The sequence below is a fragment of the Pseudoalteromonas sp. SG45-3 genome (genome assembly GCF_014164075.1).
Taxonomy (GTDB): Bacteria; Pseudomonadota; Gammaproteobacteria; order Enterobacterales; family Alteromonadaceae; genus Pseudoalteromonas; species Pseudoalteromonas distincta.
Genome location: NZ_JACJEN010000002.1, coordinates 235452 through 252517, shown reverse-complemented (window position 1 = coordinate 252517; position 17066 = coordinate 235452). Strand labels below are relative to the sequence as shown.

Annotated in this window: 13 protein-coding genes; 4 read left to right on the top strand and 9 right to left on the bottom strand. The window is 39.7% G+C overall.

Annotated elements, in window-relative coordinates; translation table 11 throughout:
- Positions 1-50: 50 nt before the first annotated feature.
- On the bottom strand, positions 51-1448 hold the full coding sequence (locus H5126_RS03515; RefSeq protein WP_182720734.1) for a PhoH family protein: 1398 nt from the start codon (positions 1446-1448) through the stop codon (positions 51-53).
- Between the two features lie 305 nt (positions 1449-1753).
- On the opposite strand from H5126_RS03515, the gene rapA reads away from it, so the two are divergent.
- Both rapA and H5126_RS03505 read left to right on the top strand, forming a co-directional pair.
- Positions 1754-4648, top strand: coding sequence for an RNA polymerase-associated protein RapA (gene rapA / locus H5126_RS03510; protein WP_024595181.1), 2895 nt, complete (start codon positions 1754-1756; stop codon positions 4646-4648).
- Positions 4649-4974: 326 nt separating this feature from the next.
- Positions 4975-5748, top strand: a complete 774-nt coding sequence (locus tag H5126_RS03505) for a YggN family protein (protein WP_024605080.1) — start codon at positions 4975-4977, stop codon at positions 5746-5748.
- 98 nt (positions 5749-5846) lie between these two features.
- On the opposite strand, the gene H5126_RS03500 is transcribed toward H5126_RS03505, so the two are convergent.
- A complete protein-coding gene (locus H5126_RS03500) occupies positions 5847-8276 on the bottom strand; it encodes a zinc-dependent metalloprotease (RefSeq protein ID WP_182720735.1) in 2430 nt (809 codons plus the stop codon).
- Between the two features lie 154 nt (positions 8277-8430).
- Between H5126_RS03500 and H5126_RS03495 the strand changes: the two genes are divergently transcribed.
- On the top strand, positions 8431-9399 hold the full coding sequence (locus H5126_RS03495) for a class 1 fructose-bisphosphatase (protein WP_182720736.1): 969 nt from the start codon (positions 8431-8433) through the stop codon (positions 9397-9399).
- Positions 9400-9493: 94 nt separating this feature from the next.
- Here the strand turns inward: H5126_RS03495 and H5126_RS03490 are convergent, their stop codons facing one another.
- Complete coding sequence (locus tag H5126_RS03490) at positions 9494-9820, bottom strand: hypothetical protein (RefSeq protein WP_182720737.1); 327 nt, start codon at positions 9818-9820, stop codon at positions 9494-9496.
- Between the two features lie 43 nt (positions 9821-9863).
- On the opposite strand from H5126_RS03490, the gene H5126_RS03485 reads away from it, so the two are divergent.
- On the top strand, positions 9864-10223 hold the full coding sequence (locus H5126_RS03485; RefSeq protein ID WP_182720738.1) for a DUF5522 domain-containing protein: 360 nt from the start codon (positions 9864-9866) through the stop codon (positions 10221-10223).
- Between the two features lie 449 nt (positions 10224-10672).
- Here the strand turns inward: H5126_RS03485 and H5126_RS03480 are convergent, their stop codons facing one another.
- The 6 genes from H5126_RS03480 to H5126_RS03455 form a co-directional block, all read right to left on the bottom strand.
- Entirely contained in the window at positions 10673-11506 is an 834-nt protein-coding gene (locus H5126_RS03480; RefSeq protein ID WP_182720739.1) for a sulfurtransferase, read from the bottom strand.
- Positions 11506-12672, bottom strand: coding sequence for a capsular biosynthesis protein (locus H5126_RS03475; protein WP_182720740.1), 1167 nt, complete (start codon positions 12670-12672; stop codon positions 11506-11508). The genes H5126_RS03480 and H5126_RS03475 overlap by 1 nt, the downstream gene beginning before the upstream one ends.
- Before the next feature lie 105 nt (positions 12673-12777).
- On the bottom strand, positions 12778-13197 hold the full coding sequence (locus H5126_RS03470; protein WP_024597015.1) for a group 1 truncated hemoglobin: 420 nt from the start codon (positions 13195-13197) through the stop codon (positions 12778-12780).
- Complete coding sequence (locus H5126_RS03465; protein ID WP_024597016.1) at positions 13197-14030, bottom strand: DUF3034 family protein; 834 nt, start codon at positions 14028-14030, stop codon at positions 13197-13199. Before H5126_RS03465 ends, H5126_RS03470 begins: the two co-directional genes overlap by 1 nt.
- Positions 14017-16332 carry an EAL domain-containing protein gene (locus tag H5126_RS03460; protein ID WP_182712864.1) on the bottom strand — a complete coding sequence of 772 codons (2316 nt, stop codon included), beginning with the start codon at positions 16330-16332 and terminating at the stop codon, positions 14017-14019. Before H5126_RS03460 ends, H5126_RS03465 begins: the two co-directional genes overlap by 14 nt.
- A complete protein-coding gene (locus tag H5126_RS03455) occupies positions 16325-16987 on the bottom strand; it encodes a methylamine utilization protein (protein ID WP_182194018.1) in 663 nt (220 codons plus the stop codon). Before H5126_RS03455 ends, H5126_RS03460 begins: the two co-directional genes overlap by 8 nt.
- Between the last annotated feature and the right edge of the window lie 79 nt (positions 16988-17066).

Below are 17066 nucleotides of genomic sequence, written 5' to 3'. Positions count from 1 at the left end.
TGGCTCGAAAATCAATCGATAGACTATCGAGCCAATTTGTTAAGCGCAAGTTATAAATTTTCTTCTGCAAACGACGCTAAGCGACTACGCACAACACCGTTGAGGTTTATTGTTGCGCTGCCTTCAAAGTTTTTAAAGCGCTCTACTATGTACGTCAAGCCCGATGTTACTGGCGTTAAATAGTTACTATCTATTTGCGCCAAGTTACCTGTACAAATTAATTTAGTACCTTCGCCGCAGCGAGTAATAATCGTTTTAAGCTGAGATGCCGTTAAATTTTGGCTCTCATCTAAAATTACCACTGCATTTTGAATGCTACGCCCGCGCATAAAGTTAACCGATTTAAACTGTACATTAGCCTTCTCCATTATGTAATTTCGACTCGATATTGGATTTTCGTCGCCTTTGTGCAATACCTCCAGCGTATCAGTGATAGCTGCAAGCCATGGCGCCATCTTTTCCTCCTCGGTGCCTGGTAAAAAGCCTATAGACTCTGCTATTTCTGGCGTATTACGGGTAACTATTACTTTATCGTAAATACCTTTTTCGATGACCATTTCAAGGGCGCTGGCAAGTGCTAACAAGGTTTTACCACACCCTGCAGGTCCTGTTAAAATAACAAGCTCAATACTTGTATCCAATAGTGCATCTAATGCCATCCCTTGATAAATATTTTTGGGCTTAACGCCCCATGCTTGTTGATGCATTAAACACTCAACACCAATATCTTTGAACGTTATGTGCTCGTCATCGTACGATTTAACACGCGCCGCAAACTGCTCCCCTCCATCAAGTAAATATTCATTACAAAATACATCAGGTATTAAGTTTTTAGGCACATGATGAAACGTATCTCGTCCGTGTTGCTGCGTATTACATTCCCCTACATGGTCCCAAAAATCACCTTCAATTTTTTTATAACCACTAGTGAGTAAGCTGATATCGTCAATAAGTTGGTCGGTGCGGTAATCCTCAACATATTTAAGTCCGGCGCCTTTGGCTTTTAAACGCATGTTTATATCTTTTGTAACAAGTATTACTTTTGAATCACTGTGCTGCTTTTGTAAGTACACGGCGCAATTGATAATACGATGGTCGTTTTCGTTACCAGGCAAACCAGAAATGGAGTCGGCAAATAAATGGTCGTTTACAATAATGAGGGTACCGGCAGAGCTCGCTTTTGCCTTTTTGTTACTCGGCAGCGCCACGCCTTGTAGCATTTGTTCGGGCGTTGCATTTTTAAGTACTTCATCTAATCCACGAATAGCGACGCGCGCATCACGGCTTACGTCGTGTTTTCTATCTTTTATATGGTCAAGTTCTTCAAGCACCGTCATCGGAATTACAACGTCATGCTCTTGAAAAGACAAATAAGCGAGTGGTTCGTGAAGTAGTACGTTGGTATCTAGCACATACATTTTACTTTCAAGGTTCGAAGCCTTTTCCATAGCACTTTCCTTACGTTTTATGATTTTTATGCTATACCAAAATAACTAAGTAAAACGGGCAAAACTTAAACCTGCAATACTTAATTGCTAAGGCATAATGTAAGTTTAGTCTATTTGTCATAAAAGTCCGTTTTATTACAAACTGTAATTAGTTTTGATTTACCTAAAAAAGAGTCATAGACAAGCTGTTTTAATAGTAATAATTAACACTTACAAAATTAATTAAAAGTGAGCCAAATAGCGCCTTGCAGTGGTGTTAGCTTACAGGTAACATAGCCGCCTTTTTCATCATAGACGAGACATACATGAATTTTTCCTTAGGTCAGCGTTGGATCAGTGATACAGAGTCAGATTTAGGATTAGGCACCGTTGTTGCCATTGAAGGCCGTCAGGTCAGCATATTATTTCCTGCCAGTGGTGAAAACCGTGTTTATTCTAGTGCAGAAGCACCTGTTACCCGTGTGGCATTTAATCCTGGCGATGTGATCAAAAGCGTTGAAGAATGGGAATTAGAAGTAGAGTCTATTGAAGTACAAGGCGAGTTACTTTGCTATCACGGCACCCGTGTTGATAATGGCGAAACGGCTAAACTTAAAGAAACCTTTTTAGATCATTTTATTAAATTTAATAAACCACAAGATCGTTTATTTGCAGGCCAAGTAGATCGTTTTGATCGCTACACACTTCGCTACCAAACGTGGTTACATAAATTTGAACGTGAACAATCGCCTATTAAAGGTTTAATTGGTCAGCGTGCTAATCTTATTCCGCACCAGCTTTATATTGCACAAGAAGTGGGTAAACGTTTTGCCCCACGCGTACTTTTATCAGATGAAGTAGGCCTTGGTAAAACAATTGAAGCGGGCATGATACTACATCAACAAATTATTAGTGGCCGTGCAAGCCGCGTACTTATTGTGGTGCCTGAAAATCTACAACACCAATGGTTAGTAGAAATGCTACGCCGCTTTAACTTACGTTTTTCTATTTTTGATGAAGAGCGCTGCGATGAAGCGTTTGCAGATTCTCCAAACGTATTTGATACAGAGCAACTAGTACTTACCAGCCTTGAGTTTTTAACCAAGAAAAAACGTTGGTTTGAACAAGCAACGCTTGCTGATTGGGACCTTTTAGTAATAGATGAAGCCCACCACCTAAGTATCAATAACGGCAAGCCAAGCTCAGAATACCAACGTATGGCAGAGCTTAGCCAAGATATTCCGGGTCTTATTTTGCTTACAGCAACGCCTGATCAACTTGGTCACAGCAGTCACTTTGCACGTTTACAGTTACTCGATCCGGATCGTTTTTACGACTACGACGTGTTTAAAGAAGAAGAAGCAAATTATAAAGACGTAGCGCAAGCGGCAAATCAATTACTCCAAGAGCAAGCTCTGGACGACGCAGCCAAAGCCACGCTAATTGAGCTATTAAAAGAAACCGACATTACTGATATTCTTGAAAAAGCACAGCAAGGTGATTTACCAGCGCGTAAAGAAATACTTAACATGCTACTCGATCGCCACGGCACAGGTCGTATATTATTCAGAAATAGCCGCAGCGGCATTGACGGCTACCCAAGCCGTAAATTACACGCCTACCCAATGGCATTACCAAAGCAGTATAAAACGGCTATGTCGGTTCTTGGTAACATGGGCGGCATTCAAAACCCTGAACTAAGTGCACACCGTGCTCTGTTTCCTGAAAAAATATTTCAAGAATTTGAAGGCGAAAGCGCAAGCTGGGGTTTATTCGATCCACGTGTAGATTGGTTAATCGACACCCTTAAAACACTTAAGCGCGAAAAAGTACTGCTTATATGTGCTAAAGCTGAAACAGCTATCAGCCTTGAGCAAATACTGCGTGAACGTGAAGCAATTAAAGCGTCGGTATTTCACGAAGGCATGTCGATTATTGAGCGTGACCGCGCTGCTGCATTTTTTGCAGACGAGTACGATAATGCACAAATATTACTGTGTTCAGAAATTGGCTCAGAAGGTCGTAATTTCCAGTTCTCGCATCACTTAGTGTTGTTTGATTTACCACTAAACCCAGATTTGCTCGAGCAACGTATTGGTCGATTAGACCGTATAGGTCAAACACAAGATGTGAACATTCATGTGCCATATTTTGAAAACACCGCTCAAGAAGTACTGCTACGTTGGTATAACGAAGGTCTAGATGCATTCGAATCTACATCAACAACTGGGCAAATGCTTTATAAAGAGTTCCGTGATGACCTACTTGAATATATTTCTGCGCATAACTGCGATGAAGACGAACTCGATCCATTACTTGAGCAAGTAGCACAACAAAATGCGGTACTGCGTAAAAAAATGGAAAGCGGACGAGATCGTTTACTAGAGCTACATTCATCGGGTCAAGGTGCTGCCGACTCGCTTGTGACTGATATCGAAAAACTCGATAACCAGTTTGAATTGCCAAGCTACATGATCAACGTGTTTGACACATTTGGCGTAAGCCAAGAAGATAAAGGCGAAAACACCATTATCTTAAAGCCAACGGAACATATGTTAAATGCATCGTTCCCATCGCTTAAAGAAGACGGTATGACGGTTACCTTTGATCGCGACACGGCACTTTCGCAAGAAGACGTACACTTTATCAGCTGGGATCACCCTATGGTGCAAGGCACCATGGATATGATTTGTGACGACGACTTTGGTAGCGCATCGGTAGCATTACTTAAAAACAAAAAGTTACCGCCTGGTACCTTTTTTGTTGAGCTTATTTTTGTTGCAGAAGCAATGGCACCAAAAGTATTACAAGTTGGTCGCTTTTTACCGCCTACACCAATTCGTATATTGCTCGATAAAGCAGGTAATAACCTAGGTGAAAACGTGGCATTTGAAGGCTTTAATCAGCAGTTATCAGCCGTAGGCCGCCAAACAGCAAGTAAGCTTGCAGGTGCACTACAAAGCGCTGTTCACCCAATGATCACTACCGCTAAAGATATGGCACAAGAAAAACTTGAAGTTATTCGCGCAGCGTCACTTGCTAAAATGCAAACATCACTCAGTGAAGAGCAAGAGCGACTTGTTGCCCTGAAGCAAATTAATCCGAATATTCGCCAAGAAGAAATTACCTTCTACGATAAGCAACGTAACGACCTAACTACGTATATTGAAAAAACGCAGTTACAACTTGATGCAATTCGCTTAATAGTGGTTTCACACTAAATATTTAGTTTTTAGTCTTTTGAGCCGACTCCAGAGTAAATTTAGAGTCGGCTATTAAGCTTAATTGATATAAATAGCTGTACCTTTTTAAACTTCATTTAAAAACCACGTGTTCTTATTTTACTATGAGCCACTTCTACCCTCTCTAGCTATATATTAAGCCCTTTGTTGAACTGTTGATTTTGCCCAACATAACCATATCTAAAAACTCAAGCTGCACTCTATACAACTATTCTGTGAGATAGTTGATAGGTTTATTTTCCCTTGCATAAAGTTGTTTTTTTGTTAACCTACTCGCCTTCCATTTTAGTCTTTTTGAGGTGTTTATGGCGTTTCTATCTCGTTCGATATTGGCGTTTTCCATAGCGCTCTCAAGCACTAGTGTCTTTGCTCAAGCCCAATGCGATGTTGAATTACGTCATGGTTTAATTATTACTGACGATGCAATTCGCATATTAGATAAAGGCCAAACTCGTGTCCAAATTAATAACAATAACCAACTGTTTATTCGCGGTTATTGGGTTGATTTAAGTGATGACGAAAGCAAAGTACTCGAACAGTTTAGTAATGGTATTCGCCACACAGTCCCCGAATTAGTAAACCTTGCTACCGATGGTGTTAACTTAGGTTTAAGCGCTATTGAACACGTAGTTGAAGGTATGTCAGACAAAGAACCTGAAGTACTTAAAACACAATTGCAGTATGTAGAGCGCGCGCTAATGGATAAGTTTAAGCGCGGAGATGACTTCTTTTTTATAGCCCCTCAATCACTTTCGCAAATAGATGATTTTTTCACTAAAGAGATCAGCCAGCAAATTCACTCTGCTGTTCATGGATCGTTAGGTGCTATTTTGGTATCACTTGGAGATGCGTTTAAATCGCGTGAAGGTAATATAGAAGATCGCATTAACGACATGGGGCAACGCATGGATATTATCTCAAGAGAAATTGATAAGTCGCTACAAAAAAAGGCGCATCAATTAGAGCTTAAGGCTTCTGAGTATTGCGAATGTTTAAATGCACTCGATGTAACCGAGTCTCGCTTACAGGCAATAGTACCTGGTATGGCCGATTACGATTTAGTGCAAATAAAATCTTAGAGTACGTATTCGTTTTTAGAATAAAATAACACCGAGTATAAATATACTCGGTGTTTTGCTTTGTAATTGATTAAAACTAAGCGCTTCTACTTTTTATTCTAAATTGGTGAGCCCGGCGGGATTGGCAGCACTTTAAAGTTGTTTGGCCATTGCCCTTTAATTAAAAACTGATTTACTTGCTCAGCTAAATATTGCTTAAACGCACTCTCGCCAGTACTTGTATGGCTCAGCATTGAGTTTTGGTTAAAGTCTTCACTTAACTTAACTAAGTAGTAACGTAACTGCGCTTGCACTTCAGGGCTTACACTATCGCTTGCCACTAAATCAGCCATGGCTTTTGCAGTTAAAAATTGCACGCGCTGAGTTATTTTACCTGTCATTGTATTAGGTGATGACGCGTTAAACACTTGGCTATATAGCTCCTCAAGCAACTCATCTAAACTATAAAAGTCATTACTACGTGCTTGCTGCTGCGCTAGGCGGTTTAAACGTTGTGCATTTAATAAAAGCGACAAGCTATGCTGCACTGCAACCTCGGGTAATGCCATTGCATCGAGCGTTAACCCTGTGCGCCCAACTATGCTCTCGCGCGACTTAGACTCGCCGTATGCTTTTGGTGGAATAAGTGATAGTACCGATTCAGGAAGTAATAAGTTACTTGGCTTAAGCGTTGCAAAAATAGCGTTTACCGCTTCTTGTTGCATTTTTTTATCAACCACTTGCGCACCTTTTACGGGTGAGTCACCGCGTGTTTCGTATTCGTAATCAACACCGGCAATAAGCTTAACCGCAGCCTCAACCTGAAAACGGTGAAACAGATAAAGCGGAACTAGTTTTTCCTCTAATTGCGATAATGAGTCGCCCGTTTTAATATTATTAATACCAAACTGCGAAAGCGCTTTTTTACGTACGTCGAGAACTCGTAAAAGCTCCTGAGAAGGATTAGTGCCGTTATCCCATAGATGAGCTGTTGGATGTGCGCCACCTTTAGCACGAGCATCACTATCTGATATAAACTCAAGGCCTTTAGTTTTGTTCTCCTTTAAAATAGCAGCAAGTTCTGCGCTTTCATCTTGGTTAGTGAAATCGCTATAGCCATATTTAATTACTTGGGTATCCCACACGCCCATGCCTGTTGCATAGCCGCGCGTTACATCAAGCTTACCTTGTTCATTAAAACTAAGTAGCGGATGTGGGTAATCCATTACAGAAGCTCTATCACCTACCGATGCCGCAAAGTTATGAGCAATACCTAACGTGTGACCAATTTCATGCGCGCTTAATTGGCGAATCCGATCAAGCGCCATTGCTTGCAAGTTTTTAGCAACTTCATTGCCTTTTAAATAAGGAGCAGCGAGTGCTTCAGCTATTAAAATATCTTGGCGAACACGCAATGAGCCAAGTGTTACATGCCCTTTAAGTATTTCACCTGTACGCGGGTCAATTACAGAACTACCGTATGACCAACCACGCGTTGCACGGTGTACCCATTGAATGACGTTGTAACGAATATCCATAGGGTCGGCGCTACTTGGCAGCACTTTTACTATAAATGCATTTTTATATCCTGCAGCAGTAAATGCGTCGTTCCACCATTTCCCACCTTCAAGCAAAGCGCTTTTAACGGGCTCTGGTACGCCAGGATCAAGGTAATAAACAATTGGTTTAACAGGTTCACTAATAGGTAAACTTGAGTCTTTTTTAGTTAAACGATGGCGCGGTATATAACGCACATACATAGACTCACCAAGCGGCGCTGCGTAATCTTTATGTTCTATACTCCAAAAACCTGATTGCGGATTAAACTTACGAGGCGTGTAGTTATCATCTGGTAATTGAATAAGTGAATGATGCATATGAACAGTAAGCGCATAAGGGTCGGCACTTACTTGGCGAACAAATTCACCTGGTTTTGTGCCCTTAAATGTAAGTACGGCTTCAAGCTCAGTGTTTTTTACAAATGCTTTTGAGCGATTCATATAAACGGCGCTACGTGATTCATCAAGGCTAAAGTTGCCTTGCTTACGTGCAGCAAGCTTGCGACTTACGCCATGTACATCACTTAATAAATAAGGCGTATAATCAATAAGTGCTGTGGCTTTATCTTCTGCGACTACTTTAAAACCAGCAAGTATACTTGATGCAAACGCTTCTTTAATACTTTGCTGTTCGGCCTTGTTACTTGTGTTAGCACGATAGTAAGTATTTACAGCCCGCAGCATTACTTTGTCGCCAAAACGCTCAAACTGCACAAGGTGAGTATTACCAAGCTGACCTCTATCAAGGCCTATATCGTTAGAGCCGATACCGTAAGGCAAGCTTTGTTGCAGTAAAAATTGTTGTTCAAACTTATCAACTTTTAAATATACTTTTCCGTTTTGGGTGTCGTAAAAAAACGAATAATAGCCCGGAAAATGATTCATTTGCGTAGTAAATTCATCAATTGACTTAATTGCTGCGTGCGCTTGAGTTATGATAGAGCACAGCACAGTAAAGAATATGTAACTTAGTAGTGGTATTTTTTTCATAATCTTATCTTTGTTATTTGTGTTTTAAGTACGATTAGGTGGTCCCATTATAGGGTGCTATTTAAACAATACAGTTATTTAAGACGAATTTCAGCGCTCTAAGCTAATCTCTCTCACATTATGATTAGTTTTAACACGTTATCAGGAAAATAGAATGCGTAGACTCCCTCCAGTATTACTTGAAGATGGTTGTTCAAGAGAACTTTTATCATTAATTCGAACAGTTTTAGCGGCATGTAAAGAAATTTCGTTTCGCGTTGGTCAAGGCGCGCTTTCTGGCGTATTAGGCTCAACCCTTGATGAAAACATTCAAGGTGAAACTCAAAAAAAGCTCGATGTATTATCTAATCAGCTGTTAAAAGATATTTTACTGGAATCAGGTACGGTTAAAGCAATCGCCTCTGAAGAAGAAGACTACACAGTAGCAGGTAACCCAGACGCTAAATTTATAGTGGCATTTGATCCACTCGATGGCTCGTCAAATACGGATATTAACTCACTTGTGGGTACTATATTTTCTATTATGGAAGCGCCTGAAGGCTCTGACGCTGCTGATCAAAGCATTTTTATGCAGCCAGGCCATAAGCAAGTTGCTGCAGGTTACGTACTTTACGGGCCATCAACAATGCTTGCGCTGACTACAGGTAAAGGCACGCGCATGTTTACTCTTGATAAAACACAAGGCAGCTTTTTACTTACACAAGATTTTGCCGAAATCCCTGCTGATACAAACGAATTTGCCATTAATACGTCTAACCAACGCCATTGGCAGCCAGCTATGCAAAACTATATCAATGATTTGCTAGCAGGCGATACAGGCCCGCGCGCTAAAAACTTTAATATGCGCTGGATTGCAGCAATGGTGGGCGATGTACATCGCGTGCTTAGCCGTGGCGGTTTATTTACTTACCCTACCGACACCAAAGATCCTAAAAAGCCAAATAAATTACGCCTACTTTATGAAGCAAACCCAATGGCTATGTTAGTAGAGCAAGCTGGCGGTATCGCATCAACCGGTACCGAGCGTATTATGGATATTCAGCCTGATGCAATCCACCAGCGAGTAGCCGTTATTTTAGGTTCTACAAACGAAGTAGAAACGTGCTTGGGATATCATAAATAATCGCTTAAAACGGTTGTCCTCAATTTAAAAAACCGCATTCAATTGAAGTGCGGTTTTTTGTGGGTGAGGTTTTATACCTCGCTTTTTAAACAAATCAAACTTTTACTAATGCAACTATTTGAGCAAGCTTTTGATGATTAAGCTCTCCCATTTGCTCGCTATTACTGAGCGCATAAATAAAACCTTCGTGCTCAGCACAATCAATGTCATCTCGCAATTCAATTACGTTTGCCCAAAGCTCTAAATCATCTAAGTCTATTTCGTTACTTAAACAGCGCTTAAGTACATCAATTAAAACCTCGGTTGAGAGAGTATAATGAGTTTGATTGCTATCAGCAGGGCTTGAAACGATAACCGATATAGCTTCGTCCCTTTGCTCACCAAATGTAATAAATTCAGCTAATGCTTTTTGTGTATTCATAATATTTGTTATTCTTGGCTCACTGTTACTAAAAAGAATTATAATGACTCAACTTAACTGCACTCAGTGCCACAGTACTCTAACGTGTAATGTAGACGATATATCAGCGTGTTGGTGCAATGAGCTGCCGGCTATTTTACCGCTTGATATCACAGCAACAAGTTGTTTATGCCGCAAGTGCACGCTTAATAAAATAAATACTTTTTTAGAGGGTGTTTATACACAACCTATTAAAACCCAAATAGACTTTGCAAAGCAATATAGAGGTAACGACAATTTAATTGAAGGGCTCGACTACACCATGCAAAATGGTTACATGGTATTTAGTAAGTGGTTTTTTTTAAAGCGTGGTTCGTGCTGCAAAAATGGTTGTAAAAATTGCCCTTATGGTTTTAGAAAGTAAAAACTACTTAATACAAATACGAGCAAACATTGGTTTTTACCTTCTCATTTTCTTCTCTTTCACTTCTCCTTGTGAATAATATTTTTAAGTACTGTTATTCACAAGGAGGTTTAGAGGCGCTGCGCTTTTAGAGTAAGTGATTGTATAAAAAGAGTATTCAAATACGAGTAAGCACTGGTTTTTACCTTCTCATTTTCTTCTCTTTCACTTCTCCTTGTGAATAATATTTTAAGTACTGTTATTCACAAGAAGGTTTAGAGGCGCTGCGCTTTTAGAGTAAGTGATTGTATAAAAAGAGTATTCAAATACGAGCAAGCACTGGTTTTTACCTTCTCATTTTCTTCTCTTTCACTTCTCCTTGTGAGTAATATTTTTAAGTACTGTTATTTACAAAGAGGTTTAGAGACGCTGCGGCTTTAACGTGAGCAAGCTCTAAACCCACAACACATCTACTTTTCTCCTGTGGCGATGGGTAATGAATCACTTGCCCCCCACTCACTCCACGAACCATCATAAACGCTTAAATTACTGTAACCACATTCAGTAGCAAATAACGCTAAAGCACACGCTGTAATACCTGAGCCACAGCTAAACTGTAACTGCCGCGCATCATCAACCACGTCACTAAATATCGCTTTAATTTCGGCAAGTGGTTTGGCTTCACCTTTATTAAGTAAATCCATAAAAGGCAACGAGCGACTATTTGGGATATGCCCGCTACGCATGCCTTTTCGGGGTTCACTTTCTTCGCCTGTAAAACGCTTATAAGCACGTGCATCTAGCAATACAATGCTGGGCTCATCAATTGCGTCAACCACTTGTTGGCTATTGATAAAATACTCAGGATTATAGCTTGCCGTAAAATCACCTTTACCTAACGATTTACTATAACCTTGCTGTGTGGCGTAACCACTCTCTAACCACTTTTTAAGGCCACCACTGAGTACTTTTACGTTGTGATGCCCCATAGCTTTAAACATCCACCACGCCCTTGCTGCGCTAAATAAACCGCCATCTTCGTATACAACTATGAACGAATCGTTATTTACGCCTGCATTTTGCATAACATGAGTAAATTGCTGCTCGCTGCATACCGTACTTGGTAAGGGGTTAGATCTATCGGCCAACTCATTTTTTATGTCAAAACGTTTAGCGTTGGGCAGCATTGCTTGTGGCGAATAAGTACCCAAAACACCTGGGCGCAGCATACCTGCATCAAATATCACTAATGCAGGATTATTAATTTGCTCGTGTAATTGCTGACAGCTAATTAGGTTTTTCACTACGATTCCTTATCACCATGATATTTAGCAAACTCATCATTACCCGTAAAACGCGCTTCAATCGCTTTAATGTGTTTATCTTCAGTGTGCTTCCAAACGCCAGGAATACAATATACATGTTCAATAAAGCTAAAAAACTTATCCTTTAATAATGTATTTGGTTGCCAGCCCTGCATTACTTCGTTCAGATTTGCTGCAAGCTGCTCTGCAGTGCTCGCATGCTTTACCAAACCCTCAATGTTGTAACAGGCTTGTCCAAGAGTTAAAACTCGTTTATTTAGCAGTAATGCTTCTAAGCCGACCGTTGAATTAATCGTTAATACGGCTTCTGCGCACTTAATCAAATCACTCGTTTGATTTCCATTAGCAAAAATTGCAATCGGATCTTTTTCATAAAGATGAGAGTAATGTTTATGCCACGACGGATGCTCTTTAAAAACCACTTTTAAACTTGGATCATTTAAGCTTTTGACGGCTTTAATCACCTCGTCGTAAAACATGTCCATAGAGTTTATCCACGGAGAAAAGCTAGCTAATTGAGTATCGTGAGGTACTTGAAAAGGCGCAAATATATAGCGTTCTGGCACATCGGCGCACTCAAATTCACAGCGCTTTTTATGATCAGCTCTTGGAATTAAATCCGGCGCAGAAAAGTTTAACTTATTTTGTGGGTCAAAATTTAGGTAAAAAGAAGGGTCACGGCTTAACGACGCATTATAGTTAATACCATTAGGGTCTAAACTGCTTGTACCGGGTAGTAAACCATTTTCATAATAAAACTGCTTTACACCTAATGCTTTTGCAGCCATAGCAACGGTTGTATTTGGAAGTTTATTGCCGTTCCAAATGACAATGTATTCAGGATTAGTCTCGGTTAATAAGGCTAAATACTTGGCGTATCGTAATCGTTCAAATAAAACTAAACCAGCACTATAAACCGCAGTAACGATAGAATTATTCCAAGTTGTATTACGTGCTCTTTTACGTTTTAGTTGAGAGTTGACTACACCAGTAAAATTAACTTGGAACGCATCTTTTAAATATTTCACAGCAGAAAGCTTAGGCGCTCCCATGATGTGTAATTGGCAATTCATCGACAATTTTTTGATTATTTTTTTATAGTATTTTGCGTGTACATTTTTGCGAGAAATAAATAGATAAGCCATACAAGCTATATTTGCCAATTGTTGTTTTTATGAAATAATTCTATGTGGACAATGCAATCAAAGCAAGGTTCCCTTTACTTAATAATTACTTTGAAAGCTTTATAGTTACATTTTTATGATTTCATCACGAAGTGGCGCCATTCTAGAAAGAATATCGTTTTGTAAGCTATGGCTAACATCTTGCTCATTCATTGCATTTATAAGCAAATCAACAACATGATTAAAATCTTTCTCTGTAATATGCATACCAGTATGAATTGCCACCATAGAGTCACCATCGTATGTACACGGGCCCTCTACTAACATGCACATATGATTAATAAATCCTTGGCGGAAATGCGCTATATTACTGTGTTCAAAGTAATGAATTATCTGCTCGTCATTGCCTATTTGATAGATAAAGCTATCAACAATTCTGCCTATCCCAGCTTTACCATCCAGCTTTTGATAAAGTGAGAGCTTAGTAGAATTTGCACACCCACTAAGCAACCCTAAACAAATCAAAAAAATACCAACGCTTTTCATTACCAATACCCTGTAACCGATAAATACCAACCTGTTTGATCGTCAGCCCCTGCAATGCTTCCTAAATCAAGGTAAGCCGCAGTCACACTCACATGCTTGTTAGGCATCCACGCTACAAATAAGTCTTTCCAATCTTGTTCGCCTAAGTTTAAGTTATTTGATTTTTGACGATACTCAACACCTACGGCTATTTCGCGACTCAAAAATAGTGCTGTGCTGCCTTCAAATAATACTTTTCCGCTAGTATTTTCTCCACCGTAACCAAGTAAACCAAGTTGATTAGCTTCACTGTATCTTGTAGTTACGTTCCAAAACCAGTTATAGCCAGCAATAGCCCCTAAATGTAATTTACTAGCAGCGAGGTAGTAGTCAGTACCGCTAGTCTCTTCTGCGCCTACAAGTGTTGCAATACTGCCATCATCCAGTGATTTATGCTGAATCCCTAAGCTAAGCTGTGGCCAATCACTGTAAACAATATCGCCGTACAAACGTATTTTAGCACCTGTAATTGATTGCTCTATTTCAGCATCAAGTGCTGGTACATCAAAGCGCTGTTGGGCATAACTAAGCTCAACACGATTAAATAAATTAAGTTGTGCACCACATACGTCAAGTGTGTAGTCGGTTACATCTGCGCGACTACAAAAGCCATTTACCGAAAATTCATCATCACTTGCGTACCCAGCAAGTTGTGCCCACGGTACAATCCCCCCGCCGCCACTGCCTTCAATTTGAGAAACTCCCGGCGTAGCTAGCAGTTTTCCATTGCTTGCAATGCTCGGCACACTAACTATTAAAAACAAACTTGCTAATAAGTATTTAATTTTTTGCATAGTATTCCTCCAGCCATTCTTCTAATAGTTCTGCTTTTAAAGGCCTACTTAAGTAATAGCCTTGTGCATGGTCGCACTGCATGCCTCTAAGTAAATTTAATGAGCCAAGCGTTTCAACCCCTTCAGCTACAACCGAGAAACCTAGCTGATGTCCCAACGTAATTGATGATTGCACTATAAATTGATCTTTTTGCGATTCATCAAGTTTTAGGATAAAGCACTTATCTAGCTTAAGCTCATCAATAGGCAGCATTTTTAATCTACCAAGTGATGTTTGCCCTACACCATAATCATCTAATGATATTTTAACGCCAATTGCCTTTAGGTTTTCGAGCGCTTTAATACCTTTTTCTTCGTTTTCGATCATATCGCGCTCAGTAAGCTCAATAGTGATCAGCTTAGAATCTAATTTGTACTTTTTAAGCGTACGAACTAATGCAGCGTGAAAGCCCGGAAATGCTATATCTTGCGCAGATACATTTATTGCAGCCTGTAAGTTTATATTTTTAGACTGCCAATCAGCTACTTGTGCTACAACCGTATTAACAACCCACCCAGTAAGCTCAACAATAAGCCCCGACTGCTCGGCTAAGTCAATAAACAGTTCAGGATTGACCCAGCTACCATCTTTTCGCTGCCAGCGAATAAGCGACTCAACTTTATCTATTTTTTGCGATTTCAAATGTAATTTTGGCTGATAAGTCATAAACAATTGACCATCGTCATCACTAATAGCCTGCTTTAGTTCATCAAGCATTATTAAGCGCTCTAGGTGCGCTTCGTCTTCGCCATTTTGATAGTAATGTATGCTCTCTTGTGTGTTTGCAGCACTTTCAACTGCAATTAGCACACGGCGCATTAAGTCATCACTTGCAATACCTTGTGTAGGATACTGCACAATGCCTGCACTAAAGCGTAAGTTAATTTTTAGTTTTTGAATGGTGTAGCACGCTTGTAATTGTGCCATTAAGCCAACAATACCGCTTTTGTGTTCACGCGCTGCCGCAGTCGGAAACACAGTTAAAAACTCATCGCCGCCAATACGGGCATGAAAGCCCCCTAACTCATCCGAAAACTCACTTATTCTGCAAGCAACGGCCTTTAGGCAGTCATCACCAATGCGCGGACCGAGCTTATCGTTTATATGGCGAAGACCTTTTATGTCTATTGCAACGAGCGTGTACTCGGCTGATGAATCTAACTCATCATCAAGCACCTCAAGCATTGCTGAGCGGTTATAAAAGCCTGTTAGGGAGTCGTGACGGGCTTGAAAGCTAATTTGTTGCTCGCGCTGATTAATATCATTACCCATGCTATCAAACGCTGCGACTAGCGTGTCTATTTCGGTACTTTGCCTTTGGCCTTTAAATTCAAAAGCATAATTCCCTTGTGCAAATTGCCTTGCTATTACAGCTAGTTGAGTAAGTGGCGTAGTTAAATTATTTGCAAATATGCTGCTTGTAATAACACCTACAAACATAGTTAAAATAGCTAAAATAATAAGTGTAAAAAGCAGTTTTTCGAAATCACTATAACTTTGTGTTAAATCGGCACTCAGCAAAATAATTATGGGATGGGTCAACAACGATGGTAAATCTATTTCTCGGTTACGAAACACTAAATACTCACCAAAAAACCGCGATGTGGTTACGGTACTAAAATAGCTAACAGGTTCAAATTGCTCAGGACGATTAGCTAATGAGCTAATAACAATATCGTCAGCACTGCCTATAAAACTTACATCCATGCCTGTTAAGCTTTTTAGTTCATGGGCTACATTGTCGTCAATTTTAAAGCCCACCAAACTATAGGCTACTGTACGTGGCGCTTTTACAGGTAATAAAATAATTTGATACAGCTCGTTATTAAGCACCACAAAACTAGACTCTTCTGGCGCACTTAAAAGCTCTTCCATCAAGGGCTTTAAGTTGTGTGCAAAAACGTCTTCGTCAGTATTGGCGGAAATTAGCTTACCCGATAAATCAAGTAACAACATTAATTCGGCATCAATACGCTGACTGTGATTAAACAACACGCTGCTGATTGTACCTGCATCTCGCGTTGCTACAGCTTGCTTAAAACCAAAATCGGAGGTGAGTACTTTTGCAGCGGTTAACAGTAGGCTTTCTTTTGACTTTAAATATTGCTTATAAACATTTTGCGCTACGGTAATATCTTGATTTACTTTTTCTTCTTGAAATTTACTCGTAGACCACCAAAAACTAAACAAGCTGACCATAGTGGTTAATAACACTAAGCCAACACATAAAATGGTTATGCGATTTCGTAAACTATTAGTCATTACCAGCCTTAAACTTACTACCAAAGGTATTTCTGGGTGCTGGAGTTGATGTGTTTACTGTTATCTGTAACTGTTTTTGAGAATTAATTGTTATCATTTTTTTATTCTCCAATGGTGCTGTTTGTAATGGATGCCACACACTCACTTGTGCAGGCAGTGTATTAATAGGCAAATTTACATAGCCTTTTTTATCTGTTTTATATACGAATTCGCTGTTAGCTACATAAATATAGCCAACCATAGAGTCATGTATATTACACCCCAAAACAACAACCCCTTGTTGCTCAAACGTAATGGGCTCTTTTGGTTGGCCTGAATATAATCTTAGTTGAAAAGGCTTAGCTTGTGAAAAAGAATAAACATGATGGCGAATATTATCGCTGTTAGGAAAGTTAACTTTTTGACCCTGTTGTACAACTAATAATTCGGGTAAAAACTGCTTATGGACTTGATCCATTATAGCAATGGGCAAATTTGATGGTGTGGCTTGTTTACCAGCAATATTAAGCTCAACCACAGCACCTGATAACTTTTGGCCGTGTTGATCTTCTATTACTAATTCAACATTTGCACTTAAAGCAAACTGACTAAAAAACAAACCTATAGCTAAAAAGTAATGACTTTTAGCAAACTTTTGCAATGCCCGTTCAAACATAACAATACCTAAACATTAATATTAGGTTAAGTTAATTAGAGACGAGCACTAATTGCAAGAATTATAGCCCAGTAACTAA